Annotated in this window: 19 protein-coding genes and 1 tRNA gene; 11 read left to right on the forward strand and 9 right to left on the reverse strand. The window is 34.6% G+C overall.

The genetic code is table 11. The annotated features are described in order from the left end of the window. Positions 1 to 670: 670 nt before the first annotated feature. The 3 genes from E0Y80_RS02240 to E0Y80_RS02250 all read right to left on the reverse strand — a co-directional run bounded on the left by E0Y80_RS02240 (position 671) and on the right by E0Y80_RS02250 (position 6,357). A complete protein-coding gene (locus E0Y80_RS02240; RefSeq protein ID WP_156305773.1) occupies positions 671 to 3,055 on the reverse strand; it encodes an ABC transporter permease in 2,385 nt (794 codons plus the stop codon). Between the two features lie 523 nt (positions 3,056 to 3,578). Continuing rightward, on the reverse strand, positions 3,579 to 4,007 hold the full coding sequence (locus E0Y80_RS02245; RefSeq protein WP_156305774.1) for a hypothetical protein: 429 nt from the start codon (positions 4,005 to 4,007) through the stop codon (positions 3,579 to 3,581). Between the two features lie 58 nt (positions 4,008 to 4,065). Further along, positions 4,066 to 6,357, reverse strand: a complete 2,292-nt coding sequence (locus E0Y80_RS02250) for a hypothetical protein (protein ID WP_156305775.1) — start codon at positions 6,355 to 6,357, stop codon at positions 4,066 to 4,068. 820 nt (positions 6,358 to 7,177) lie between these two features. Here E0Y80_RS02250 and E0Y80_RS02255 point away from each other — a divergent pair. The 4 genes from E0Y80_RS02255 to E0Y80_RS02270 all read left to right on the forward strand — a co-directional run bounded on the left by E0Y80_RS02255 (position 7,178) and on the right by E0Y80_RS02270 (position 13,984). Beyond that, entirely contained in the window at positions 7,178 to 9,223 is a 2,046-nt protein-coding gene (locus tag E0Y80_RS02255) for an ATP-binding protein (RefSeq protein WP_156305776.1), read from the forward strand. 317 nt (positions 9,224 to 9,540) lie between these two features. Then, positions 9,541 to 10,596, forward strand: a complete 1,056-nt coding sequence (locus E0Y80_RS02260) for a phosphoribosyltransferase-like protein (protein ID WP_156305777.1) — start codon at positions 9,541 to 9,543, stop codon at positions 10,594 to 10,596. A gap of 7 nt (positions 10,597 to 10,603) precedes the next feature. Further along, positions 10,604 to 11,218, forward strand: coding sequence for an NADAR family protein (locus E0Y80_RS02265; RefSeq protein WP_197091459.1), 615 nt, complete (start codon positions 10,604 to 10,606; stop codon positions 11,216 to 11,218). 336 nt (positions 11,219 to 11,554) lie between these two features. Next, positions 11,555 to 13,984 carry a S8 family peptidase gene (locus E0Y80_RS02270; RefSeq protein ID WP_156305779.1) on the forward strand — a complete coding sequence of 810 codons (2,430 nt, stop codon included), beginning with the start codon at positions 11,555 to 11,557 and terminating at the stop codon, positions 13,982 to 13,984. Positions 13,985 to 14,015: 31 nt separating this feature from the next. Here E0Y80_RS02270 and E0Y80_RS02275 read toward each other — a convergent pair whose 3' ends face one another. Further along, the gene (locus tag E0Y80_RS02275) at positions 14,016 to 15,044 is read right to left on the reverse strand and encodes an AAA family ATPase (protein ID WP_156305780.1); all 1,029 of its coding nucleotides are present in this window, start codon (positions 15,042 to 15,044) and stop codon (positions 14,016 to 14,018) included. Positions 15,045 to 15,502: 458 nt separating this feature from the next. Between E0Y80_RS02275 and E0Y80_RS02280 the strand changes: the two genes are divergently transcribed. The 4 genes from E0Y80_RS02280 (at position 15,503) to E0Y80_RS02295 (ending at position 18,211) form a co-directional block, all read left to right on the forward strand. Beyond that, positions 15,503 to 15,778 (forward strand): helix-turn-helix domain-containing protein, encoded by a 276-nt coding sequence (locus tag E0Y80_RS02280; RefSeq protein ID WP_156305781.1) that lies wholly within the window; start codon positions 15,503 to 15,505, stop codon positions 15,776 to 15,778. Between the two features lie 302 nt (positions 15,779 to 16,080). Then, positions 16,081 to 16,626 (forward strand): BfmA/BtgA family mobilization protein, encoded by a 546-nt coding sequence (locus E0Y80_RS02285; RefSeq protein WP_156305782.1) that lies wholly within the window; start codon positions 16,081 to 16,083, stop codon positions 16,624 to 16,626. Between the two features lie 2 nt (positions 16,627 to 16,628). Beyond that, entirely contained in the window at positions 16,629 to 17,549 is a 921-nt protein-coding gene (locus tag E0Y80_RS02290) for a DUF5712 family protein (RefSeq protein ID WP_156305783.1), read from the forward strand. Positions 17,550 to 17,740: 191 nt separating this feature from the next. Further along, a complete protein-coding gene (locus tag E0Y80_RS02295; protein ID WP_156305784.1) occupies positions 17,741 to 18,211 on the forward strand; it encodes a JAB domain-containing protein in 471 nt (156 codons plus the stop codon). A 55-nt stretch (positions 18,212 to 18,266) separates the two neighbouring features. Here E0Y80_RS02295 and E0Y80_RS02300 read toward each other — a convergent pair whose 3' ends face one another. Beyond that, entirely contained in the window at positions 18,267 to 19,112 is an 846-nt protein-coding gene (locus tag E0Y80_RS02300; RefSeq protein ID WP_156305785.1) for a HEPN domain-containing protein, read from the reverse strand. 12 nt (positions 19,113 to 19,124) lie between these two features. Continuing rightward, a complete protein-coding gene (locus tag E0Y80_RS02305) occupies positions 19,125 to 19,601 on the reverse strand; it encodes a hypothetical protein (RefSeq protein ID WP_156305786.1) in 477 nt (158 codons plus the stop codon). 163 nt (positions 19,602 to 19,764) lie between these two features. Between E0Y80_RS02305 and E0Y80_RS02310 the strand changes: the two genes are divergently transcribed. Both E0Y80_RS02310 and E0Y80_RS02315 read left to right on the forward strand, forming a co-directional pair. Further along, positions 19,765 to 20,160, forward strand: a complete 396-nt coding sequence (locus tag E0Y80_RS02310; RefSeq protein ID WP_156305787.1) for a helix-turn-helix transcriptional regulator — start codon at positions 19,765 to 19,767, stop codon at positions 20,158 to 20,160. A gap of 412 nt (positions 20,161 to 20,572) precedes the next feature. Then, positions 20,573 to 21,457 (forward strand): nucleotidyl transferase AbiEii/AbiGii toxin family protein, encoded by an 885-nt coding sequence (locus E0Y80_RS02315; protein ID WP_156305788.1) that lies wholly within the window; start codon positions 20,573 to 20,575, stop codon positions 21,455 to 21,457. Here E0Y80_RS02315 and E0Y80_RS02320 read toward each other — a convergent pair. From E0Y80_RS02320 to E0Y80_RS02330, 3 genes are all read right to left on the reverse strand, one after another. Continuing rightward, complete coding sequence (locus tag E0Y80_RS02320; protein ID WP_156305789.1) at positions 21,446 to 22,345, reverse strand: type IV toxin-antitoxin system AbiEi family antitoxin domain-containing protein; 900 nt, start codon at positions 22,343 to 22,345, stop codon at positions 21,446 to 21,448. The genes E0Y80_RS02315 and E0Y80_RS02320 overlap by 12 nt on opposite strands. Positions 22,346 to 22,859: 514 nt before the next feature. Continuing rightward, positions 22,860 to 24,071: a site-specific integrase gene (locus E0Y80_RS02325; protein WP_156305790.1), complete on the reverse strand. Its 1,212-nt coding sequence runs from the start codon at positions 24,069 to 24,071 to the stop codon at positions 22,860 to 22,862. Positions 24,072 to 24,317: 246 nt separating this feature from the next. Continuing rightward, positions 24,318 to 24,392: transfer RNA gene (locus E0Y80_RS02330), tRNA-Glu, on the reverse strand. Between the two features lie 113 nt (positions 24,393 to 24,505). On the opposite strand from E0Y80_RS02330, the gene E0Y80_RS02335 reads away from it, so the two are divergent. Then, positions 24,506 to 26,992, forward strand: coding sequence for a beta-N-acetylhexosaminidase (locus E0Y80_RS02335; RefSeq protein WP_156305791.1), 2,487 nt, complete (start codon positions 24,506 to 24,508; stop codon positions 26,990 to 26,992). The last annotated feature ends 3 nt before the right edge of the window (positions 26,993 to 26,995 follow it).

The raw sequence follows: 26,995 nt of genomic DNA on the forward strand, positions 1-26,995 counted from the left end.
CGCCCCAACCCCACCAATCAAAGCGTGTCATTCCAGAGCTAAAGCTCTGGAAACTATTTTCTAGCGACTATATAAAAAACTAGACTTTGTGCTCTGTGTGTAATGATTTTATCCACTGTCGATGTAATTACCCGCAACCCATTCAATTTTTCCCTATTTTATCGTATATTTTAAACATTAATAGAGATTGCAATTAAAAATACATCAAAACAGATGAGAAAATTTATTTTTAATTTACTAATCCCTTTTATTACCGACACTTTAGTTGTGGTAATACCAAGCATGTGGAGTAACATATTGAACAATAATTATCATGTATATGATACTCATTATGATAGTTTATGGGAGTACTTTATTGGGGTTATTAGAAACTCAGGCTATCCAGAATCGATTTTTTTATACACGATATCTATCTTAGTTCCTTTTCAGTTAATAAAAGATTTCTTCTATAAGATTAAGAATAATAAATTAAGTCTATTCCTAAAATGTATTATTCTTTCAATCTTGACTGTAATTTTTTACACGTTTATTATTTCTCTATATACAACAGAAATACCATTATCTACTTTGATCCAATTTATTGCTCTGGGATTAATCAATGCCATTCTTTTGTTTGTGTTTGTAGACAGATACACTGAAAAGTAGATTTATCAACTCATGAAAACCTAATTTATTCATTCCTCAAACTATCAACTGGATTTGCCAAAGCAGCTTTAATTGAATGATAACTCACTGAAAATAGTGCAATCAATAAAGCGAAAGCTGCTGTAATCGCAAAGATCTCCCAACCGATCGTAATGCGATATGAATATCCAATTAGAAATTTATTCATAGCCCAATAAGCAATTGGGAATGCGATTAGACAAGCAATACCTACTAATGTTAAAAAATCCTTACTCAGCAATTTGGTAACTGAAAATACCGATGCACCTAATACTTTTCGTACTCCAATTTCCTTAGTTCTACTTTCTGCCATAAATGCTGCTAAGCCAAATAAACCTAAACAAGAGATGAATATGGTAAGGATAGAAAACATGGTTGATAGTTTTTTAAGCCGTTGAAATTCTTCAAACTTTTTAGCGTAATCCTCATCTATGAAGTGATACTCAAAAGGAGAATCTGGATTGAATTTTTTAAATATTTTCTCGGTTTTATTTAATGCCTCGCTAGTACCCAAAGATGAATTAAATTTAATATGTATAGTATTATTAGGAATTATTTGGGAAAATGTTTCAATGCCTTTTGCCCCTTCAATAATTAATGGTGTAATCTTTTCAAATGGAGATTCTTGAACAAAATCCTCAATAACTCCAACAATATGCCAGTCAATCCCCATGTCTTTTATGTTTTTACCAATAGGATCCGATATTCCAATAATCTTAGCAGCAGACTCATTTATAATTACCCCAGTTGAGTCTGTAGGAAACCTATTAAGGTCGAAATCTCGCCCTTTGATAAGTTTTAAACCAGCCGTACTTACTATATGATCATCTGCAGTAAATCGGTTAAAACTAATCTTATTGTTGAGATCCTTGCCTTCCCATTCAAAACTATCTCCTGTACTCCAATTTGTTGTTAAGGCAGTCATAGTACGCGTAACTGAACTTGCTACCCCTTGGTTAATTAATTCTTCCTTTATAGAGTTAACTTTAGAACGAACTTGGTCATTTTCAGTTATAAAAATCAAGTTTTCTTTATTGTATCCAACTTTACGTTCTTCTCCATGTTGAATCTGTTTATTGATCACCAAAGTGCTAATAATCAGAATCACAGCTACTGTAAATTGACAAACCACCAAGAATTTTCTCGGGTTGAATTTCGAAACTACTTGAGTTAACTTTCCTTTTAGAACATTAATTGGTTGAAATGAGGAGAGGAAAAATGCAGGATAACTTCCTGCTAATAGGCCTGTCAGGAAAATAAATACAATAAGTATAAGCCAAAAAATTGGATTGTTGGTCTCAAAATTAATTTGTCGATCAATCAATCTACTGTAAAAGGGTAGGCTTATAAATACTATTACTAAAGCTATGATTCCTGATAATACTGATACGATTACTGATTCCGTTAAGAACAAATAGATTAAGGATGATTTTTTTGCACCAACTACTTTTCGTACACCTACTTCTTTTGACCTTTTTTCACTTTGTGCTGTACTTAAATTCATGAAGTTGATACAGGCAATAATTAAGATAAAAATAGCAATTACGATAAATATTCGAACCATTTCAATTCTTCCTCCAACTACTTGTCCATCTTTATATTTCCCATAAAGCCAAATATCACCTATTGGCTTTATAATGTTATCAATTTCTGTTTCTATATGTTTTTTTGATAAGCCCTGAAATCTTGCTTTAAGATTAGAAATATCTGCATTTGGTTCTGTTTCGATAAAAGTTTGAATGGAATTATTGTACCAGTTGTCATCCGATCTGTTAATTTTTTCTAAGAATGTCCAAGGTAGAAGATATCCATAACTATGGAATGAAGAGTTGATTGGAAAATCGTCTACAACCGCTCCTACGGAAACAGATTCTATGCCATCAATATTAATGATTTTGCCAATTGCATCTGTTTTACCAAATAAATTCTGAGCAAAGGTTTTTGTCAAAATTATTTCTGAAGGATTCCTAAGTGTATATTTTGGATTTCCTTCAATCATTGGAAGGTTAAACATAGATAAAAATGTAGAATCAACAAAAATCCCCGTTCCAGATTTTATGTTATTATCGCCGATTCGGAAAGTAAAATTATCAGCAGGGGTGACCCTGCTAACGTTCTTTAATTCTGGGAAATCTGTTTTAATTACTTCAGCCATCGGCTTTGGAGTGGTAAAATAAACTTCAATATTTCCATTCCATTTATCCTTATTTCCGACAATATATAGTTGATCTGTTTTAGCAAATGTGCGATTATAGGTCATTTCACTCCTTACCCATAATAAAATCAAAATCGCGGAAGAAATCCCAATTGCCAAACCAATTACATTGATCACCGTAAATCCTTTATTTTTCTTTAGATTTCGTATAGCAATTTTTATATAGTTTCTTAACATAATATTAATTTAAGAAATGAAAAGTCAAGTTTTTATATTCAACTTTCTTAAATCTCAATTCGTTTGCCAAATGTATATATAGTTGATTGTTAATAATTTGTATTAATTTCAATTGCTGGGATTGTTCGAAATCGGACGTTTTATTTGTTCGGATTTGAACATAAATAATTTACCTGATAATTGGTAGAGAATTATCTGTTATAAATTGTAGTTTCTGTAAAATTCATTTTAAAAGTCAATTGCTATAATTCTTGCTAATTTCAATTCCTTTTATGATACAAACAAACTGGTTCCTTGGGACAACCAATCCACAACCACGATCAAGAATAAAAGATAATCCGCTGATATCCATAATTCTTATATTTATTGGTTATAACATGCCGTTTTGACAAATTCCTATTGGGATTTTGAGCCCGTGATTTAAATGGATGTTGACGATAGTCGATGTATTATGAATGAGTTCTAAATAGATTAAAAACAGTTTCCATTCCTTACAACATGGAATGACCCGAGGGTGGTTTATTCAATCTAGGTAATGTTCCTTACTATTAACCATAATTGATACAACTTTTCCTTTATTTCCTTTGACCCACACTTGCAAACCAACACTTTCAAATTCATAAATATATTGAGGTAAATCATCTGCTTCAAAATCAACTATATCAACTTCTGTATATGTGCTGTCTAATATTGAAGAAAATTCTTCTATCGTTATCCCAATTAGATTGATCCCATTAAATAGTAATTCTTCATAACAGCCAATAAAGTCAATTTTACCATTGCTAACATATAAAGTAATCTGCGGATTATTTACTGAATAATTAATTGAAGGGGCTATTTCATCATGACTAAAATCCGTTATTTTAAACGAAAAATTGATTGATAAATTTTTAATATTATCTCCAAGAACAAAATCGCCTACGCGATTAAATGGTATTAAATATGGTATCATAAAATTTATCTTTTTAGAAATGTTTTTAGATTCTATCCTATACCTCTGGATATTTTTGTCATGGTTTCACGCGAATTTGAAAAACAGTTTTCCCAAATGATCCATCAATTCCAACTCCCTCGATTATTCCCAAAAAATTACTGTTGATGTCCGAGGTATAAAATTCATGGGTAGCCTCTCCATTTTCGTCCGTAATAATGTTTGGGGCCCAGAGCAATGTATTCCTGAAATCGGGCAACGAACTTTGCTGCGTTTCGTACTCAGGTTCGTAAAACACTTTTTCCGGATAATATCCTTTGGTTCTAGTAACACCATACATCTTCATAAGCTCCTCTTCTGTATATTTCGGATATCTGTAGACTATTCTTTTGGTATTAGATGAATTAAAATAAAAAGGATGGGAGGTCGGTGGGTTTGGCCCTGTCCATACTAAATATGTAGCACCTTCAATGGGCATGTCCTTACAATCTCCTACCGGGCAGTTTAACCATCCGCCATTTGCATTTCCATGGACTCTATCGGTATTGTTTTGGTATTTTGCCAAACTATCCAGACTACCTATGTACTTGTCCCGGAAGACATTTTCTTTTTTTGCACTTATCACAACCTCCTCCAGCCTAATGGACCTCCCAGTCAGGTCTAGTCTTATACTGTCCTTATCTTTTTTAAGTACTTCTTCCGAGTACGGATATCGGATCATTTTCCAAAGTTTATTTTCATTCAATTTCTGGAAGGGGTCGGTCACCGTTATTTCATAATCATTGGGCTGTCCGAAATGTTTGATGTAGATGTCTTTCCCGATCTGCATGTTTTCAGCAGAGACCTGAAAAGTGTTTCCTCCTTTTACTTCCACCAATTGGCTTACGCTCTGCTGGGCATTGAACATCATGAGTGCCTCTTGCGGTTTCTGGTTGTTTTTTTGTTTGTTGGACAGGAGGATTCCTGAAATTGTGTCTGCAATTATCGGCTCGACATAGGGCTTCATTTCTTTCAGTGCCTCCTGGCTCCACTTGTATGATCGCCATCCCTGGGTCATTAGCAGTAGATCCATCGCGTCATGACGGTTCTGATTCTCGGTGTCAAAATAATAGCCCGGATTATGTACTTTTCCACGGACCTGGTTCGAGATCAGGTAATGGGTCTGTATATCCATTCCATCAGCGGGGTCATGATAAATGCCATCATAGACCGTAGCTCCCAGTTGTGCAACGATGGGATCCCCATTTTGGTCCTTAGCATTAATTTTAATTCCGATCCTATCTCGCCTGTTAGCTTGTTCCTTTGAAATCTCGGCCGTGATCGTGATCGTCTTACCCGGCTTTATATAGACAAGTCGCTCGGCAACCGGAACTGAAGAGCTATTCAGGAGCATTACTTCGGAAATCCCATAGGGGACATCCGTAAGCGCTAATTTTATAGTCAGGCTATCCATCACCTCAGCAGAAGCAATCACTGAGGGCATCCCTCGGGCTTGGACCTGGACATAAAAAGTCTGTGGATTTTTTTCAGCATTATATACTTTTAGGCTCAAGGTATCATCCATATTCTCAAGTAGGGAAAATGTCATTCCCGCATCCTTGATCGTTGGGAAAGGGTGGATTTCTCCTTGCTGTGAGTCTAATCTAACAGTATAGTTCCTGCCGGATACGGGATTTATATAAAAACTGCCCATTCCATCATGCAGGCTTTTAAAGTTGCTGATTTCCTTATCGTTTTCGAAAACCCTCCCTGAGACTTTGATAGGAAGACCGTTTTTGGAGGAGGCTTTGAATGCCACCCGGTTCCTGACACCTGCCAACAGGACTCCCGATTCCGGGAAGAGTTTGAACTCTAATGGAATATTTTGATTATCATGTGTCAGCTGCTCTTTCTTTCCTTCCAGCTCCTTTAGATTCTCGATAATCCTGACCCTTCTGGCATCGAGGAACTGTTCCTTTTTGGTTCTTACAGAACTGGAAGAATAGGCACTTAACCAATAGGTACCTGCTTTAAGTGCATTGTCCAGGTAAATATGTCCGGATGCTACCCCTTGCTTGATCGGATAAACCTCTTCCCAAACCACACTGTCCGTTTGCTCCTGAACCAGCTGTATATAAAGTGACTGGCCTTGGGAAGACAGGAGAAGGTGCTTTAGATCAACGGAATAGCCCTTAAACCAAAGATCCTCTCCAGTTTCGTATATATTCTTATCGGTTCGAATGTAAATTGAGGTCTCTATATTATTTTTACCAATCGAATCAAGCACATTTGCCAATGAATCTATAGTTTTATTCTGCCCTTGTCCGAATAAAGATGAAGGAACTACAATAACTAACAAAAAAATAATAATGTTAATATGTTTGTTATTCATTGAATGCAGTTTTCGTTTGAAGCCGTATGAAAGCTTGATCGTTATTTGGTTATTGAAATTGGTAAGAAAGCATACTTCCGACTTTGTGGTATATAATAAAGGTGTAGATGCTGTTCTGCTCCTTCATTCCGTCAGTGGACATGTACTACTTGGCATTCAACTTGGGAGAGAAGGATATTGGTTCCAATTGGGGTCTTCACTAACAGCTTCTATAATTTCTTAATTAATAAGGTTAAACAATATCCTAAGTTAACCAAAAGGAAATAATTATACAACTTTTAAGACACCCAGTTTCTCCCACACATCTAAATACTAACTACTAACTACTACATACTAAAAATGCTCAGCTTTCGCTGAGCATTTCCTGTAGCCCGTAGGGGAATAACACCTGACGAGCATCAGTCTCTTTATCAGAGTTTTACAAACCTTCTTTTTCCTTACTCCCCGAATGACTCACTTGTTTGATGTACATTTTAGCTGCAATTGCTTTAACTCAAAAATAATAATTAATTATTTTATTTACCCTTATTGTTTTAATATATTTTAATTATTAGGCATATGCTTATAAAATTAATCTGTTTTCCTGTAAAAAATCGAATCGCTATCTGATTTTTTTGTAAGAACAAATAGCCTATATTCAGAGTTTTAAATGTTTTTACATTTCTTATGATAAATTCAAAAGATGAAATTGTCAAAACCCTAAGTGAGTTCTATACAGAACTTTGCCTTTTCAATTTTTTTTAATACTTCACAGTGTTTATATTTTCTTTTTCAAAAAAAAGAATAAATTATTTCATTAGTTTTGAGATAAACTATTGTTATGGAAATGTCCGTTAAAAGTAAGGTCGATGAAATAAATTTAAGGCCTCACGAATTCTTACTCCCATTGTTTGAAGTGGTAGTAAATTCGATATTAAGTGTTTCGGATAATCATCCCAAAAGTGGGGGATTAATAGATATATATATTGAAAGGACAGTAAATAATGAATTATTCAAAACTGATGCTTTTGTAAACAATGAGGGAAAGATCATACCAATCCCCATTGAAAATATTATTATTAAGGATAATGGTATTGGATTTGATGATGAGAATTTCAGATCATTTAATATGGCATATTCTGAAAAAAACAGGTCACGGGGCTGCAAAGGTGTTGGCAGGTTTACTGTTCTCGCCTGTTTTGAAGAAATGCATGTAACTAGTGTATACAAAGTTGGAAATAGACAACTAAAACGAGAATTTTCCTTCGATGTGATAAATGAAGTGAATCCAAAAGACGGGAATCCGCAAATTTTGAATTCCGCAGAAAAAATTAAAACTGTTGTTAAGCTAAATAATTGCCGTCAAAAGTTCAAGGAAAAATCTGCAATATCAACAATACAGATTGCAAAGGATGTAATTGAACATTGTCTTCCATTTTTCATTAATAATAACGTTCCAACCATAATCTTACATGATAATTTGGACAATACAGAACTTATTTTAAATGATATTATAGGGACAGTCATAAATTTTGAAGGTAAACCATTATCATTTCATCCGATTAAAGATTCTGAAGAGTTTAAACTTCTGTTGGTAAAAAGGTCTGATGCTAAAACTCACCGTTTAAGGTTATGCGCAAATAATAGAGTTGTAGGTCGTTCTGACAATTTAGGGAATTTAATACCTGGTTTTGAAGGAAGCTTTAAAAACGAAAACGAAGAAGATTTTTGTCTTGACGCATATGTATTATCCTCCTTTTTAGACAGTCGAGTAAATACTGTTAGAAATTCATTTAACATTCCTGCACAACTTGAAGATTATTCCATTATTGATGAAATAACTATATCTGGAATTCAAAGTTCTGTAAAATCTATTTTAGAAAGTAAATACGAATCAGATCTTGAAAAAATTAAAGCAATTAACTATGATCGGATAAAACGATATATACTTAATCCTAAGAAATTACGTGTACAGTATAGGTCGCTGTTATCTCGCAAAGATCTTTTAAAAAACATTCCTACAAATCTTTCTGATGATCGTCTTGAAGAATACTTGCATAAGATAAAATTTATTCTAGAAAAGGAATTATCTAACGGCTTGAAAAAAGCAACAAAAAAAGGCAAAGTTGAAGACTATGCTGAATATTCAACGATAGTAAAAAAACTTATAGATCAGGAGGCACAGTTTGCCAAGGACAAATTAGCTGACCTATTAATTCAAAGAAAGGCTATACTTCAATTATTGAAGAAAATGCTTAAAATTTCAAAAGACGGCGACTACAAATTAGAAGAAGACTTACATAATTTAATTTTTCCGATGGGTGAGTCAACAGACTCAATTCCTTATGAATATCATAATTTATGGCTGCTCGACGAAAGGTTAGCATTCCACTCTTATACAAATTCAGATAAGAAAATTAAAAGTACTCCGATTTTAAGTTCAATAAGTAATAAGGAACCTGATATTGCAATTTTCGATTTTCCATGGGCATTTTCAGAAAAGCAAAGTCAGATGAACTCTATGGTAATCTTTGAATTTAAGCGACCTGGAAGAGATATGAATACAACTTTGGATAAAAATCTTGACAATCAAATAATGGTATATTTTCAAGATTTGATGGAAAGTAAAGCAAAAGACTATAATGGAGAGTACGTTAATCTAGAAAAGACAACTCCAAAATTTGGTTATGTAGTATGTGACTTACATAAAGATTTAATTGAACACAATGTGAATTTCAATGGGTTTAGACAAACTCCTTATAAAACACTTTACAAACTAAATGATATGATTAATTTACATATCGAAGTAATGTCCTATCAACAGTTAATTGAGATGAGTGAGAAAAAACATTTAGCTTTCTTTAAAGAATTAGGTATAGAGAATTGACCGAAATTAAAATAGGTGTTGTTTGAAAACAATTTTTGTTTGATATTATCTGTTACTAAAATCACTATATTAATATGATACGAACTTATTTAATTCAAATTAGGCTAATTCATCTGTAACCAATAATCAACTACAATATTGTGATAGACTAGAAATTCACACAAATTATTCCTTTAAATACGAAATATCTATGGAATTGTTTTCCAGTATGTGTCTCTATTCAAAAAAACCATCTTATATCTACATATCAAAAAGATATATACTAGGTCAAGATTGATAGAAATTGTTAATGATATAAAAAATTATATTATCAAATAATGAGAGAAAAATCTTCTGCTATTGCAAACATTTTGAGGGATTATGAAAATAATGTCATGACCGCAGACCATGTTCATGATTGGGTAAGTCAATTTGATCAAGAAGATCAAGATTTCATATTAAGTGAACTGTTACATATATTCAAGCAAACTTATCTGTCCAAATCAGATTGTAAGAAGTTCTTCCAATCATGCCTAGAAAGCTGGGTGAAAGAATTTAAATATAAAGATGTAGCTTCTTTTATTGCGGAGACATCTTTTATAGATATACAGCCTGAATATAAAAGCCAAAAAGAATTATTAGATTTATTAAATAAAATTCTAATTGAACATTATAATTGCAATTTAACTCAATCAGCTGAACGTATAAAAAGGTATATCTATCTAGACGATGTGTTGTCTACTGGCAGCAAGTTGTTCTCAGACCTAGATACTTGGTTCAAAACTGAAAGTGATTTAACTCAAGGTATTTCTAACTATCAATATACCCGAGACAATCAATTACCCGTCTTAGTTATATTTATATGTTGTCATACCTGGGGTAAAGGAAATGCCGAATTTAGATTAATTAAAAATCTAGGAATTGAAGTAAAAAAGATTCTTTCGATTAAAGCTGGATATTGGATTGAAAATAATGTAAAAGACTATAATCCAAAGCTAAACAATATGATACCTATTGATAACCAAGATCCTTACATTCACAACTATTTGAATAATTTAGCTGCTGTAGATAAGCCTGAATATGCTTTTAGGCCACCTCAAAAACCTGTTGAAGAAAAATTATTTTCATCCTTGGCTTCAAGAAATAGAATAGAAACACTATTTTTGGTCAAGGGAATAGAAATATTATCGCGCGTAGGAGAATTGAAGGTTAGTCAAATACGTCCATTGGGATATACGATCAAATCACATAAAACTTTTGGTTTAGGAACATTGTTCTTCACATTTAGAAATATTCCAAACAACTGTCCAATTGTATTTTGGTGGGCTAATAATAATTGGCGACCATTGTTCGTTTTAAAGAATAGAGGAATAAGGGGAAATGAACCCAAATAAAGAAAAAATGAGATTATATAATTGTGATGAAGTCATTATATTTTCTAAAACAAATGACTTGTTTGGCGAATTGTCAAATATGTCTTCTTCGTTCCCTTTATATGTAAATGACCTCGTTATACCTAGTAGTGAGGCTCTATATCAAGCAATGCGTTATTCTCTTTTTCCTAAGGCTCAGAATGAAATCATCAAGCAGGCAAGCCCAATGACTGCTAAAATGATTAGTAAAAAATATACCCCTTACTCAAGGCAGGACTGGGAACTAATCAAACTTAGAGTAATGCGATGGGTGATGGAAATAAAACTTTCTCAACATTGGAATATACTTGCTCCATTATTACTAAAAACTGAAAATAAAGCCATTGTAGAGTTATCATTTAAAGATCAATTTTGGGGAGCTAAAAAAGTAGGAAACAACACACTAGAAGGAACGAATGCTCTTGGCAGGTTATGGATGGATCTTCGCGAAAGATATGTAATCAACAATAACAAAATTAAGTGTGTAGCCCCATTAACTATCGCCGGATTCAGATTGTATGATTACGATATTAACTTTATATGTGATGAAAATTATTTCATAAATAGTGAGCAAATGAAAAATACGCTGTCGGTAAATATCTAATTTTAAGTATTGATTTTTCTAAAAGCAAACAATTTAAATTTATTCCTTCTTTGGTTTTAATATTCAATTCTTCAAAACTGGGATTAAAATCATATTATATTGATTCCAAAAAAATATTATTCGTTTAAAATTTGAAATGCTACTTAAACACCAAAGCATTGTTCTGGATTACGAAAGCTTAATATAACTTCAACCCAATTGTCGTTATTCCAATAGAGAAACGCTATTAAGTATCTTTAAATAGTGAGATATGGTTAATTACTTTACGTTTGAATATCTTTTCTTTTCAAAGTTTTTGCATTATATTTATAGCAAGCCATTTATTTATCTATTATAATGAGAAATAGAATAGTTTACCTAAATAATAATACTTCAGCTCAGATAGGATTTAGTAAGCAACGAAATATGAAGGATGCTATTGTAAAGAAAGAAGCTGAGGAGGAAATCGAACAGAAAATAATTAGTGAAAGTAAGAAAATTGAATTTCATAGTTATCTAACTACCTTTAATAAGGTTAGACAAGCTAGAAGGGAACAAAAATCAATTTATTTACCCTTTAATATTGAATTAGTACGAATTAATTTTCTTACCGTCTTCAACAGTAATCTATCCAAGAAATTTTTATTAAACTATGGGCTTTCACCTATTGAATATCTTGATTTTAATAAAACCGTGGTATTTACAATAGATGATAGAGAAGCTTTTGAGAATTTTCTAATTCAAATTGGTAAAATAATTGATAGTCCAGTTGGAACAAATTATTATAAAAAAAAATATAATCTTTTAGCTCTTGTTTATAAGTTTGAATTCTATTCAAGTAACGACCGACTCAATTGTTATCAGGAAGAGGGTATATTGATTACATTTATATCAACGCATTTAGCTGGAGCCTATGATACCCAAAAGAATATTTTATTAGAGCATTTACATAAGGATGAGATTTCAATATCTTACGATGAAAATTATCCAGATATTCTAGAAATATTGTTTATACCAAAAGATAAAATCAACCTTATAGTCGATAATTTTGATATTGTTAAAAGTGTTACAAGTTCAAGGTCGCAAAAAGTGAGACCAAGCTTAGCTGGCCCCGTAAGAGAGTATGGGTTTACAGTTAATGTACCAAAAAACATTCCAATTGTTGGTATCATCGACACCGGAATAAGTAGAATAGAGCCATTTAAGAATTCTCTATTAACAGAAAATTTCAACCACACGACGCAACCTTCCTTTTGGGATGAAGATGGGCATGGTACTTTAGTTACAGGTTTGGTTTTGTTAGGAGATGAATTTTATAAAATTGAGAAAAATCAATATGATGCAAAAGCAAAAATATTAAATATTAAGGCATTACATTTTAGCGATGATAATCTTGACATTCCCAGATTAATTAATGATATTATCTCAGCAAGAAAGCTACACGGAGTACGTATATTTAACATGTCATTAGTTATACCTAATGCAAAAAAATATAATTCATCTTACAGTCAGTTTGCGTATGAGTTAGACCGAATTGCATTTCAGTATGATTTGTTAATTTTCCTTTCTGTTGGCAATTTTGATAGCGATAGTTTATTGGCTCTAAAAAATGATTATATACATGAAGATCATGATTATCCAGTATTCTTTTATAAATTAAATTCAAGTACAGATTCTCATATGTGCGAAGATACAAATATTTGTATACCCTCTGAATCATTGAATAATATATCAGTAGGTGCATTAGCTGGTAATTTTGATGAAGATGACAAATCGGATATCACTCCTTCAAATATCTACCCTGCGCATTACTCAAGAAAGTTTCATTTCGATTACAATCGGCAAGTAAATGGACAAAAACTTCAACAAAAAAATAAATTTCTAAATAAACCAGATTTTGTAATGGAGGGGGGGGACCTTTTCGATTATAATTCTGGAATTCAAATTCTCAGATCTCCAAATGTTGAAAGTGAGAAATTTTACGGAAAGACATGTGGAACAAGTTTGGCAACACCACTTTTAACATCCTATGCAGCAGAAATTCTTACCCATTATCCTGAGATTAGGACACAATCAGTAAAAGCACTTTTGATAAATAGTGCGGAATATTATGAAAGCAGTAGATTAACCCACTTCGAAAAGTTCCATCCTAATTTACTCAAGAGGTTGGTTGGTTATGGAAAGCCAAATAAAGATTATTTACTATCCACTAATAATAATTCTATAATCTATCTGATTGAGGGAAGTATTAAGGTTGAGCAGATAATTAAATACCCAATATTTATACCCTCGTACTTGCTAAATAATGGAAACAAGCTACAATTTGATATTTCTTTGGCGTATAGTTTTGATCCAATAAAAGATGATCATTTAAATTATTTACCATTACATATGTCTTTTTCTCTAGTGAAAAATTTAGATATCAAATCTATAGGAACTACTAAAGATGTATATGGCATAAAGAGTCAATTCGGCTGGAGTGAAGATCATTTCGGTATAGATAATAGATTATTTTCTAATACCCAAAAGATCTCATATAGATTGCAACCTGTTGATATAAATAATTGCAAAGACTCAGTGGCAATAGCGGTAAGATGTCTTGCGAAAAAAGACTTTTTAAATACGCTAAAGCATAGTGAACACTACTTTTCACTAGTGATTCGGATTTCAGAAATCATGACAAATGAGAATACGCCTGGAATAGAATTTTACAATGAAATAATGAAAATTAACAATTACTTGGACATCGCCAATATTATTGAAGGAGATTTAGACTTAGAATTTTAAAAGGGTATTAGAGATAGAAACAAATTTTAATTTATATTGCTAATGCTTTCTTTTCATTTTTCACTAATTCTTCCCATATGGAGGAATTAATTTTTAGAGTACTAAAATAATTTTCATTCTTCTCTTTAGCAAATAAGCTTCTCTTTATTGTAGTGATTAGAGTTTTTTGAATACTAAAATATGACAGACCAACAGCACTTTTAATTATTTTGTTAGCTTTAATTTGATTGTCAAACTTAAACTTATTGCCTTTAAGAACTAAGGTAACAAGATCTTTAATCTCCTTAGCATTTGGTAATTCAAATCCTATTGAAAAATCAAATCTTCTTAGAAGAGCTTCATCTAACATTTCTTTTTGATTTGTAGCAGCAATTACAATACTACTTTGTGGTAGGTAATCAAAAAGCTGCAAGATTGTATTTACTACTCTTTTCATTTCCCCATGATCTTGACTATAGTCTCGTACTTTACCTAAACTGTCAAATTCATCAATAAAAATGATGCAATCTTCTGCAGCTGCGCTTCTGAAAATCTTTGAAAGATTTTTACTAGTTTCTCCTAATTTTGATGATACTATAGCCCCTAGATTAACCACAATCATCATTTTTTGAAGTTCACCAGCTACAACATATGAGGCAAGGGTCTTTCCACAACCTGATGGACCATGTAAAAGTAATTTATTAGCAACTGGAAGTTCAAACTTTCTCAATACATCAATATTTTGATGTTCTTCGATGAAAAATTGGAGATCATTTTGGATTTCTTTGTTAGCAATTATATTTGAAAGCCTATAATCAGATGTTATTTTTTCTAAAATTAATTCATTAAATTCTCTATCTTCTATTCTGCTAAAATAAGCATCCGATCCAACCTTAGTTAAGGATGAGGTCTTCTGTTGTCGAATATTATCCTTTAAGATAGATTGAAGCTGAATTGCAAAATTGACTTTTCTAGTCTTTTTAGAATGTTCAATAAATTGGTTTAGCGTGGATAATAGCTTATCCTGATCGTTTTCCAACCCAAAGCGTGCAATATCTTTTATGTAATCTTGCAGTCCCATTTTATTATTTTTAGCTAATTGCTTTTACAAAGCTACGAAATAGTTGAATTGTATGGAATTATTTAATTTTGTATCTCTAAATATAGCGAATTCGATTCTGTTTAGTCCCATTTATAAAATAGTTTTTGTTTAAGTTGAAAAATGATTAAATTTTAACAGAAATGTGTAAACTTATTCCAGGACGAGTCATTTAAGCAAGCCGAAGTTGGGCAAGCCCTACTTTTTAACCCTTCATGCGCTGCAATCGGGCTTTTGAGCATCCTCCGGGGATGCTTTTCTGATTTCATTGCTTATCAACCAACTTTTTGGAATTCCCCGAGAAATTCCCTGCGACAGTTTAAAGGCAATCCTATCTAAAATCTAAACAGGTTCTTTTGTTTATGCTGATTTCCTTAGTTTTATTTCCCCTTTCCTGAATGCCCTTAAATAAATCACTGTGTATTTAAACGAAATAAGATATGGAAATCAGAGTAGTGACGATGGAAGACCTCCGTCAGCTCAAGATGGAGCTGATCGAAGAGATGAAGGAAATTTTCAACCTTAAAATGAAAAATGCAAATGAAAGACTTTGGCTAAAAAGTGCAGAAGTCAGGCAACTATTAAAGATATCGCCGGGAACCCTTCAGAATCTGCGCATCAAGGGACTTTTGCCCTATCGCAAGATCGGAGGGAGCCTTTACTATCACAGGAACGATATCGGCTCCATGATGGAAAGGAGCAACTGTAATGGATAATACTTCCCATACAAATAATGAAAGTTCCTTTGAACGGCTTTTTGATAGGATCTTAAAAGATAGTGGGCTAATTACTTCACAGTTAGGCCTGATTATGGCACTCTATTATTATTCCCACACGGGCAACCTAAGCCTCCCATTTCAGGTGAGCAGACGAAAACTGATGGCATTCTCCAAGATACGGTCCATATCGACCTACCACAGGTGCATCAAGATCCTTGTAAAATGTGGATATATAGATTATGTCCCTTCTTACCATCCCTTGCAGGCCAGTAATTTTCGATTCTTAATATATTAGATCTATGGATGGAAAGATCGAAAAGAACAGGTCGGTAAAGTTCAACCTACAGGTGGATACAAAGCTTGATAATTTGGCAAGGAAGCTCGGAAGGACAAAGCGGACCCTGGTGATCCAAATGATCGACTATTTCTACAGTACAAAGAAAGATCCAATGGACATCAACGACCACGCCCTTAGAAATCAGCTGTCCCAGGGGATCAACCGTATCCTGTCCTTCATCAAGCAGCAGGAAAAAGACCTGTTAGTGCCCAATTTCAACCTTTCCAGTGAAATGCTGAATTCGCTGCACGTTCAGGTTTCCGAATCTGCGCAGCATTCCCTTGCATTGCATGATATATCCATCCATCTAAAGGGTATGAACCGAACAATGGATTCCCTGAACAGACAATTGGATTCCGAAAAAATAAAGAAATCGGTACTGATTACAAATGCTGTTCAATTGGTTGACAATTTTCTTAAAGATAGGGATGCCATTGGCTGGAGCATGAGTTCAGCCAAGAAGGATGAACTCTATAAAAAGCTTATCTCCGATCTCCATAAGCTCTAGTCATGTTCATCAATATTTCCAAATCCGAGACGGGCAGCAATACTGGAAGCTGTGGGGCACTGGTGAACTATCTGGAAAAGGAGAACAGGCTTGTTGAAAATCTTTCCGAATCGGAAAAGTGGTTCAATGGGCATTCCGGTGCTATCCTTCCGCATGAGGTCAGGATGGCTATCGATGCCAACATTGCCAAGCTGTCCAGGGATGATGGTAAGTTCTATCTGATCAACATCAGTCCTAGCCAAAAGGAGATCGCCTTTCTACTGGAACGCTTCGGTGAGCCGGGTGCCAAGCTCCAGCTTAAGGAGTTTGCCGGCAAAGTGATGGATGCCTATGCCAGGAACTTTCACCGTGAAGGGATAGGTGGACAAGCCGATCTGCTGTGGTTTGCCAAATGGGAGAAGAACCGCTATTACGGTCATCAGGACAAAGCAGTAATCCGTGGAGAGAAGTTGCGTGGTGAAATCAAGGAAGGCCATCAGTTCCATATCCAGATCATCGTCAGCAGGAAGGATATCACAAACAGGATCAAGCTGAGTCCCCAGAATACTTCTAGGGGAAGAAACAAATCTCATTCCCAGAAGCTCGGACAGTTCGACCGAAAGGCGTTCAAGGAATCGGGAGAGCTTCTATTTGATAGGATGTTTAGCTATGATCGGGGTTTGAAAGAAACTTTTAAGTTTTCCAATGGATTGAAAAATGGCAATTTGCAAGAGCGCAGGCAGATCGATCGGATCCTGCAGTTTTCTAAAGGCAGGGATGAATTGGGAGCTGATAGCTTTCGGGAATTGTTTGCTGGAAAATCTCAGGCTTTGGATTTGGTGGCCAATTTGCTTTCAGATACAAGCCTGGCATCCGAGGGAATGGAAAGGTCGTTACAAAGAAGGCGTAAAAAACGCAAAGGGAAACGGATAGACAGGTCGTAGATCTTTTTTTTCATTCAATCCATGATAGGGATCAAAGTTCGGACACCGGCCTTCGGGGCGGGGCAAGAAATTCCGACATAAACACTTGTCCTTTTCACACATCCATCCTTTATTTCGTTGCTTCTTGCCCTTGCTCGGCCAGATCCGGTGCATGCTCCATAATCATTTCTTGAAACTAAAAAAAGAACGTTATGGAAAGCAGAAAAAAAAGAAACCTTCTGTACAGGGTTGCAGAGGTTCAGCTGAGTTACAGCAACCGGATTCCCAGCTCAAAGATGCCCGTGGTAACCTCTTCGAGGGAGGCCTACAGCGTGATCATGGACAGCTGGCAAAGTGAGAGCTTGGAACTCTTCGAACGCTTCAGGGTACTGCTGATGAATACGGGCAACCGCGTGATGGGCGTCTATGAGGCTTCCAGCGGCGGGATATCGGGAACCGTGGTCGATATCAGGCTGTTGATGGTCACAGCGCTGAAGGCGACCGCTACGGGAATCATCGTCTTTCACAACCATCCATCTGGAAATCTCAAACCGAGCACCGAGGACAGAAAGCTGACCCAAAGGATCCATGAGGCAGCAAACTCTCTGGACATCAAGCTGCACGACCACCTGATCGTGGGCAGGGAAGGGTATCTCTCTTTCAGAGATGAAGGGCTATTATAGCCCTTTTTTTGGTCTTTGCGGATCTATTCCATATCCGGATTTCCATCGATCAATTTTATGCATCCTCACTCCCGTCCATATGGTTCGTTTGGTCAGCTATAGGATAATGATGCCTGAAATTCGTAGTGATCTTGATGGATATGGAATCGGACAGTTCCCTCAGCGCATCCATCTTCTTTTCGATCCTTTCAAGGGCTTCGGGCGCGATCTGAAAACCATCTTCGTACCTGGTTGCTCGGTAGATTTCTTCCAGGGTCCTTAAAAGATCATTGTCACTCCTTCGGTCGAAGTCAAAGACAGGTCTGAGGTAGGGATAGATTATTTGCAGGGCCATATTATGGGAACGGATGGAGTGGGTGATCCTTTCCTTTCCAGTCAGCATGATCTCCAAGTTCCGATAGGTCAGTTCCAAGACCTGATGGACCATAAAGGCGGCCATGGGGTAATGGGATCTGGCCTTGAAGTGATAATAACCATCTCTGAATTCGTCGATCTTTTGAGCTTCCCTTTCTTGGAGCTTTTGGAAGAGATCAAAGCACTTCATTGGATCAAAGTCATTTGGAATTGCAGAAAATTTGGAATCGCGTTTTTGATAGACCAAGTTTTCGGGCTGGCAAGTGCTAAAAAGGAATAGGTTCCCCTTTTTGATTTTCTCCCTGGTCTGGAAGGCGACAAAGCATTTGATGTGATAGGTATCAAAACTCCTTATACTATTAATCATCTTCGGGGTAATTTCACCGATGATATTGACATACTTATTCGATACCAAAAGGAAAAGCTCTATATGTCCTGTTGATCCATGGAAGTCACTCCGATAGATGCATTCGATTAGGAAGTTAGAGGTCAGGATCTGGATCACCTCGTACAACTTTTCATCTTTGTTCAATTCTTTGGAAATCATAGTTTTGAAGATTTAGATCTCGTCCAACAGCGAAATCTTCTGGTGATTCCGGTGTTTATTAAACCACCACTGGACCCATTTTTGGTTAAAAATATTGCGCCCTGCATGAAAGACATCGCTCTCACTGGCTTCGATGCCCAAACTGAATGATCTGGAAAAGTAGGATCTGTTAATTTCCATTTCTTTTAGCATCTGTTTGATCTCTTTCCTGTCATAGTCACTTTTTTCGGTTCGACAAGAGAGAAAGAATTTGTCTGCCAAATCCCTTTGCTTTTTTGTGGCATCGCTTTTATAACCGAAGGCAAAGCTGTCTAGGTACTCTTGGATGATCTTCTCAGGAGTTAGACCGAGTATGGCACAGAGGTACCTAATATTGGCATGTACCAGAATGGAATACTTTTTACTGCGAGAAGAGTAGCGTTTATCGATCTCATGGTATTTACTGCAGACCTGTTCCATGGAAAGGAACTTTTTTCTCAATCTTTTCATATGGCTGTTGCTTTAGAAATATGAAGTTCAGAACACTGGCTATTCTATACAATTCAGAATTCGCATAAATTATCCTGGAATGGGCATATGTTATCCGTGAAATATTCCTTAAATTCGTAAAAGGGTCGATCGAAAGATCTACCTTAAAAATTGACATCGAATTATGGAAAGAAAACAACATATCCACGAAGGAAGAAATATCAAGAGGTTCAGGGAAATGCTGGGCATGAAGCAGGAAGCCCTTGCACTTGAATTGGGCGAAGACTGGACACAGAAGAAAGTGTCACAGTTGGAAGCTAAGGAGAAGATTGAAATGGATATTTTAGAACAAGTGGCCAAAATCTTGAAAGTACCAGCTGAAGCTATCCAGAATTTTGATGCGGACCAAGCAGTTAATATAATTTCCAATACATTCAATGATCAGTCAAACGGATATAATTACTATCCGAATTTTCATTTTAATCCTGTTGATAAAATGATTGAATTATACGAACGGATGTTACAGCAACAAAAGGAAATGATTGATAAACTTGAAAAGTTATTAAACTCAAAGAATTAAACAAAGCAAGTCAATAATCAAGGTCTTTTCAAATGGCTTTTTTTACAATAATTAGATGATTTAAAATTATTAAAAGATTTGGATGTTAATTAATGACTATGTTCATTAAACTCAAAAAGCGTAGAGATTTTAGAGGGAATTAAATTTATAAAATGTGTTATATTAATTTATTCGACTATTAAGCTAATCACCTAAAAGAAAAACTACTTGTAAATCAAATTAAAAATTTTTATACCTAATCGTTGTTTAATTGAAAATAGCGATGATTATAAATCAATATAGAATTACACCCTCAGTTAAATATTTAAAATTTTTGTTAGTTATAAATTATATCTGTTGTATTATTATTTCTAATATCTTTTAATTTATTGTGATTGATGACAACATACACCTACTAAAAGATTATTAAATAATGAGCCAAAAACGTAAAGACTATATAGAAGAAATTAAGCATTTAACAATAACCGCTCTAATGAATGATGACATTTTAGTCGGATTACTAGTTTTAAAGGGGGGAAATGCACTAGATTTGGCTTATAATTTAACTGATAGAGGTAGTATTGATATAGACTTTTCTATCGGAAAGGATTTTTCTGAGGAAGAGAAAATTAGGGTTAACAATCAAGTTAAAGGTCTTTTAGAGAGAGAATTCCAAACCAAAAATTTGACCGTTTTTGATGTGAAATTTGCCGATAAACCTAACAAAATTGATAAGCGTGTAGAAGATTTCTGGGGAGGTTATAAAATTTCCTTCAAGACAATTGAACTGGATAAGTTTAATAAATTTAAAAATGATCTTTCTGCTTTAAGACGTAATGCAATTGCTATTGCATCTAATAATTCGACTATTTTTGAAGTAGATATAAGTAAATATGAATATATTGGAGCTAGCCAAAAAAAAATATTAGATGGGCATGTTATTCAAATATATTCTCCAGAAATGTTGGCATTGGAGAAATTGAGGGCTTTATGCCAACAGCACCCAAAATATAAAGATATAGTATTGAGTATTACTGCAAAATCTAGAGCAAGAGATTTTTATGACATCTATAATCTGAATGAAAACTTTAAATTAGATTTTAAGTCTAATGAGAATATTGAAATTTGCAAAAATATATTTTATGCTAAACGAGTTCCATTAGAATTTATAAAAGATTTACCCAATCAGAAAGATTTACACAGACAATCATGGAATAGCGTAGTTAGTACAATAGGATCCGATAGGAAAAGTAATTTAAAAGATTTCGATTATTATTTCGACTACGTGATAGAACTATTTAAACATTTACATCCCTAGAGGGTAGAATAATTGCCATTCTTCAGAAAATGCCTTACGACGCATATTATAAGTTAGATAAAACTTATATTGAATATTCTTTTTAAAGAGTTTGTACATACTTTGAGGATAACCAGCTTTTTGCATATAAAATCCTATAACTTGATGATAGGGATATATATAATTTAATTCAGACAGATATTTCGCCAATTTTTCACTGTTACATTTATTTTTTGCTTTTAGGTAAGCTTCAAGAACTTCAAACACACCTCCTGAGTAATCTGGCCTTACGGCAATATCTATAAGTGTTCTTTCCAGATTTGTATAATAAAATAATCTATCCTCTTGAGATTCCATTAATACACCCAACCTATCCGTAAATTTTCCATTTATTAAAATTACATTTAAGTCTTTATAAATTAATTCTAAACTTGTTTTACGTTGCGGATTAATAAATGCTTTATCAATTGAATCTTGTTTTAACTCAAGTCGTTTCTCTTTATTTTCACCCCTTGTTTCGTAAGGATTTGATTTTTCGAAATTTAAATAAATTGTTTTTGGAAGTTGTAAAGTAAGATTATGAATTGACATCGCTGTATAGTGAGAATAATAACTATTATATTTTATCCCTGACATTACAGTGAAATCATTGCTTGTCTTCCATGAATATACTCTACTAAATAATGTTCTTTCTGGATTATTATAGTAGATCATAGATTCAATTAACTCACCTCTTCTTTCTAGAAAGTTTATTATTTCAACAGATCTTTTTGTTAATCCGTCTGTTCTAAATATTAAAGCATCTAATAGTTGTTTTATTTTTTTTTCAGTGTAGGACCTTTTTGTTTCTTTATTAAAGAAATTTACAAACAGATTGTAGAACTGTGTTAATTGGCTAGGTCTTCCCATTTTAAACTAATAACAGAAGTCATATATGACTTCTGTTTCAAAGTTATGATTTTTTTTGTATAAATACAAGGTCTTGAGATACTTTATAAGTAAAAAAAATGGAAATAATCAATAATTGAAATGGAAAAGATTATATATGTATAGAAGTCATATATGACTTCTATAGCAAAGTTATGATTTTTTTTTCACAAATGCAAATCGTATAACCTGTATTAAAAATTACATAAACTTTATTTAATCTCTTCAGGTTAGTGAATTTAATAGTACATTCTAAGGAAAAGTTCATATTCTTAATAAGAAATAAATAATCAGAATATAACGTACTGGATTAAAGAATTTGAGAATATTTCTTAGTATAACCCGCACATAAATAAGCCCTATTTGAAAAAGGAAAATTCAAATTGGATCGAATTAAATATTCCGTTTTAGAATACTAAATATTTTTATAAATTTTTGATATCGAAATTTTAGTCTTGAATTTTCAATATATCAAATTTAAATACATTAAAAATTTTTATCCTAGTTTCATTGCTAACTCTTCCATATCCTTACTGATTCTATTATCCAAAAGTTTTGCATAGTGTTGGGTTGTTCGGATATCAAGATGGCCAAGCATTTTTGATACCGTTTCTATCGGAACTCCATTTGAAAGAGTAATAGTGGTAGCAAATGTATGCCTTGCAATATGGAAGGTCAGTTCTTTTGTTATTTCACAGAGATCTGCAATTTCTTTGAGATAGCTGTTCATCTTCTGATTGCTCAATATTGGCAATAATGGTCCGTTAGATTCACATGGTGGATAATCTCGATAGGACTCTAGGATTTCAAGTGCCTTTGGTAGTATCGGAATAGATGAAAGTGTATTCGTCTTTTGTCTGTTGATCTTTATCCAAAATCGATTGTCAATCCCTACCTCAATATTTCGTTTGGTTAATTTTGATACATCCGCATAGGAAAGTCCCGTATAACAGCAGAACACAAATATGTCCCTAAGATGTTGGAGCCTTAGAATATTAAGCTTTTTGCTTTCGATTCGTGTTACTTCGTCTCTGTTCAGATAGTTTTTCTCCTTGGGCTTGGCATTTGTCTTATAAAATTTGAAAGGATTTGAGGTAATCCATTCATGAGCTAGACTTAGATTAATAATCTTTCTTAAGTGCTTCATGTATTTGGCAGCTGAAATATCAGAGCATCCTTTTTCAGATCGAAGATAATATTCATAGCCTACCACAAAAGAATGGTCAATTTTATGAAGTTCAATGTCAGCAATTGAAAATTGCTTTCTAATATAGCTTTCTAAATGCGAATAGGTCGTCCTGTACCCCTTTAAGGTATTATCCCGAAATCCATTACCCAGCAAGGATTCCATTTTAATGTTATGATCTTTTAGAACCGACAATAATGTCCTTTGACTTTCTGTCTTCCCTGTAATTTTTGATTTAAGAAGTTCAATGGTAGGGATTTCACCCATTTTCAAGATTTCAAGGTGGAGGGTGCCAACTTTCAGATTCAATGTTTCCAAATAGCTGTTTAAAGTCTTGACTTCCTCAGTATTGCCTTTCGATCGATTTGCTTTGGAATTCCATCGGCTTGGGTCACAATTCTTTCCTGTGGAGATTTCACATACCGATCCATTGATCGTAATTCTCATGTAAATGGGCTTAGCACCACTTACATAATTCTTTGGTTTCTTCAAGTAGAAGAGCAAGGAATAATTTGTACTCATGATTTAACATTTAAAATGTGTAACAAAATTAGCCTTGTAGCAAAAGCACATCAAGATGTTCGATTATAGAACATGTTGTAAATCAGTTGTTTGAATACGTTTCAGTGAGTACTTCAATCAAATTTAATGACTCACCGAATGACTCACTAAAAGTTTGCGAATTTCTGAACATTTTGACCTGCCGTAAAAACAAAAAAGCCTGCAAACGTTCAATTTGCAAGCTTTTGTATGTTTTGATCTTCGATCTGGTAGCCCGTAGGGGAATCGAACCCCTGTTTCAAGAATGAAAATCTTGCGTCCTAACCCCTAGACGAACGGGCCGTTTTGTTTTCCGGTGTGCAAATATAGAATTTACTTTTATTATCACAAAATATTTTTCATAAAAATTGTTGCTTTACGTATAAGATGCTATTTTTATCATGTAAACAGAAGATATGAAACTAATTAAAACCTTAAGTATCTGTGGAATTCTTTTGGCAGCCAGCCACCTGAATGCCCAAGAGAAAAATTTGGAAGTAAAATGGGACTTCAATGAAAACTATAATCCTAAGGATAATTTGGCATTGAAAATCATTGTCAAGAACAATGACCCGCAAAACTTAAACCTGAAAGGTTACAACCTTTGGTTTAACTCCATGTATCCTATTGAAGAGAAAACGGTTGAATCCTATTCCATTCACAATCGGAATGGAAACCTCTATTCGATTGATTTTACTGATAATTCTGTTATTAAAGGAAGGGATTCCTTGGTTATTGATTACAAATCACCATATCCTATTACACATACCTCCTTGACACCAAATGGATTTTACCTGCAGAGCCGGAGTAATCCCAAGGAGATTATTAATATCGGACATCCAACGGTGATGCCTTTGCATATCACCGCTCAAGAGCAGAATAAGTTTCTAAGTGACCTTTTCGAAAAAAATGCAGCTAGAGTAACAAAAGGTGAGCAGCTAATCCTTCCAACCCCGGCAGACCTTAAAATGGGTAGCGGGCACTACAAATTTAATTCGCAGGTAGGATACTACATCCACGAGCATTTTAATTTTGAAATTACGCCCTTTAAACAATTAGCCGAACAGCTTAAGCAATACACATTTGTAAGTCAGGATCAAAAGGATGCTGCAATAAAGATCCTATATAAAAAGGACCTTGGAAAAGAAGCATACAACTTGAAGGTAGATGCAAAAGGTGTCACTATTGAGGCTTCGGAAGGTGCAGGTGCATTTTATGCCTTGCAGTCGATAAAATCTATGTTGACCGCCAGCCAATTAAAAGGAGAAGGGGAGATTGTTCTTACATATCTTGAGGTAAAAGATGAGCCAAGGTTTGAATACCGGGGTTTTATGATGGATATTGCAAGGAATTTTAAAGACCTGGGCACAATCAAGAAATATATTGATGTGATGGGTCAGTATAAGATCAATAAGTTGCATCTGCATTTCATCGATGATGAAGGTTGGCGTCTGGAAATACCTTCTTTGCCAGAGTTGACTGAAATAGGTTCAAAGAGGTCGCCATATTACCAAGATGGAACGAGCATTCAACCGGCTTACGGTTCCGGTACGCAAGTTACGGAAGGGCACTTCCTAACGAAAGCTCAATTCCAGGAACTATTGAAATATGCGGCATCAAAATATATCACGATTATTCCCGAGATTGAAACCCCTGGCCATGCACGGGCAGCGATAAAATCGATGGAAACTCGTTATAACCGTCTGATGAAAGCAGGAAAGACAAAGGAAGCGGAGGAATTCTTGCTTTATGAGGCTGCAGATAAATCTGAATACAGCTCTGCACAGTATTGGGACGATAATGTAATGAATCCCGCATTGCCCTCTGTTTACCACTTTTTAGACGTTGTCTTGGAAGATATCAAGAAAATGTATGAGGAGGTCGGCTTAAAGCTTCAGGTAGTTTCTATGGGCGGTGATGAAGTTCCTGCGGGTTCATGGGAAAAATCGCCTGCAATTCAAGAATTAATGAAGAAGGAGGGTTTAAGCACCGTCTACGATGTTTGGCCATATTATGTGCGCAAAGTGAATGAAATCTGTGCGTCGAAAGGTATTATCATGGAAGGCTGGGAAGAATTCGGAATGGTTAATAAGGGCAAGGGTATGGTTGTCAACGAACAGTTGACAAATTTGAATATGCAATTGGACGTATGGAATAATGTAATTGGAGGAGGGCATGAGGATTTGGTTTATAAACTGGCGAATGCGGGTTATAAAACCATCTTTATCAGTGCCGCTAATTTCTATTTGGATATGGTGTGGGACAAGGACTTTAGGGAACATGGTTTGAAGTGGGCAGCGATCTCCGACCTATACCATTCTTTCTCCTTATTGCCGGAGGACTTTTTCTCCAATATGGCCATTACTGAGCCTGGCCAAAAATTGGAAAAAGACTACATTGCCTCTAAAGTCCGATTGACTGAAAAAGGAAAATCTAATCTCTTAGGGGTAAAAGCTGCATTGTGGGCAGAAACGGTTCTAGATCCAGAAAGAATGGACTATATGATCTTCCCACGTTTATATGCACTTTCTGAACGTGCTTGGGCCCCTAAAAGGACATGGGAACCCGAAGCAAGGTTTGATAAAAAAGCTTTCGCTCAATCCTACGCAGATTTTGTTAATAAAGTTGGTTTGCACGAACTTCCAAAATTGGAACTGATTGCCGATGGTTTTAACTATCGCTTACCTTCAGTTGGTGTTTCTCAAAAAGCAGACAAACTGTTGGCGAATATCGAATATCCTGGATTCGATATCTACTATACCGAGGACGGAACTGAACCCAAAGTTGGATCAAAAAAATTCCCTACAGAAGGATTGAAAGTGAAAGCCGGTGATAAAATTAATTTCGCGGTTATCGATGATAAAGGTAGGGTAGGGCGAGTTTCTACATTTGCTGTACAATAGAAG

The sequence above is a fragment of the Sphingobacterium endophyticum genome, assembly GCF_009733535.1.
GTDB lineage: Bacteria > Bacteroidota > Bacteroidia > Sphingobacteriales > Sphingobacteriaceae > Sphingobacterium > Sphingobacterium endophyticum.

Excerpts from the sequence above, each read along its gene's own strand:
- E0Y80_RS02240 (WP_156305773.1), bottom strand. The coding sequence starts at position 3,055 with ATGTTAAGAAACTATATAAAAATTGCTATACGAAATCTAAAGAAAAAT.
- E0Y80_RS02245 (WP_156305774.1), bottom strand. The coding sequence starts at position 4,007 with ATGATACCATATTTAATACCATTTAATCGCGTAGGCGATTTTGTTCTT.
- E0Y80_RS02250 (WP_156305775.1), bottom strand. The coding sequence starts at position 6,357 with ATGAATAACAAACATATTAACATTATTATTTTTTTGTTAGTTATTGTA.
- E0Y80_RS02255 (WP_156305776.1), top strand. The coding sequence starts at position 7,178 with ATGGAAATGTCCGTTAAAAGTAAGGTCGATGAAATAAATTTAAGGCCT.
- E0Y80_RS02260 (WP_156305777.1), top strand. The coding sequence starts at position 9,541 with ATGAGAGAAAAATCTTCTGCTATTGCAAACATTTTGAGGGATTATGAA.
- E0Y80_RS02265 (WP_197091459.1), top strand. The coding sequence starts at position 10,604 with ATGAGATTATATAATTGTGATGAAGTCATTATATTTTCTAAAACAAAT.
- E0Y80_RS02270 (WP_156305779.1), top strand. The coding sequence starts at position 11,555 with ATGAGAAATAGAATAGTTTACCTAAATAATAATACTTCAGCTCAGATA.
- E0Y80_RS02275 (WP_156305780.1), bottom strand. The coding sequence starts at position 15,044 with ATGGGACTGCAAGATTACATAAAAGATATTGCACGCTTTGGGTTGGAA.
- E0Y80_RS02280 (WP_156305781.1), top strand. The coding sequence starts at position 15,503 with ATGGAAATCAGAGTAGTGACGATGGAAGACCTCCGTCAGCTCAAGATG.
- E0Y80_RS02285 (WP_156305782.1), top strand. The coding sequence starts at position 16,081 with ATGGATGGAAAGATCGAAAAGAACAGGTCGGTAAAGTTCAACCTACAG.
- E0Y80_RS02290 (WP_156305783.1), top strand. The coding sequence starts at position 16,629 with ATGTTCATCAATATTTCCAAATCCGAGACGGGCAGCAATACTGGAAGC.
- E0Y80_RS02295 (WP_156305784.1), top strand. The coding sequence starts at position 17,741 with ATGGAAAGCAGAAAAAAAAGAAACCTTCTGTACAGGGTTGCAGAGGTT.
- E0Y80_RS02300 (WP_156305785.1), bottom strand. The coding sequence starts at position 19,112 with ATGATTTCCAAAGAATTGAACAAAGATGAAAAGTTGTACGAGGTGATC.
- E0Y80_RS02305 (WP_156305786.1), bottom strand. The coding sequence starts at position 19,601 with ATGAAAAGATTGAGAAAAAAGTTCCTTTCCATGGAACAGGTCTGCAGT.
- E0Y80_RS02310 (WP_156305787.1), top strand. The coding sequence starts at position 19,765 with ATGGAAAGAAAACAACATATCCACGAAGGAAGAAATATCAAGAGGTTC.
- E0Y80_RS02315 (WP_156305788.1), top strand. The coding sequence starts at position 20,573 with ATGAGCCAAAAACGTAAAGACTATATAGAAGAAATTAAGCATTTAACA.
- E0Y80_RS02320 (WP_156305789.1), bottom strand. The coding sequence starts at position 22,345 with ATGGGAAGACCTAGCCAATTAACACAGTTCTACAATCTGTTTGTAAAT.
- E0Y80_RS02325 (WP_156305790.1), bottom strand. The coding sequence starts at position 24,071 with ATGAGTACAAATTATTCCTTGCTCTTCTACTTGAAGAAACCAAAGAAT.
- E0Y80_RS02335 (WP_156305791.1), top strand. The coding sequence starts at position 24,506 with ATGAAACTAATTAAAACCTTAAGTATCTGTGGAATTCTTTTGGCAGCC.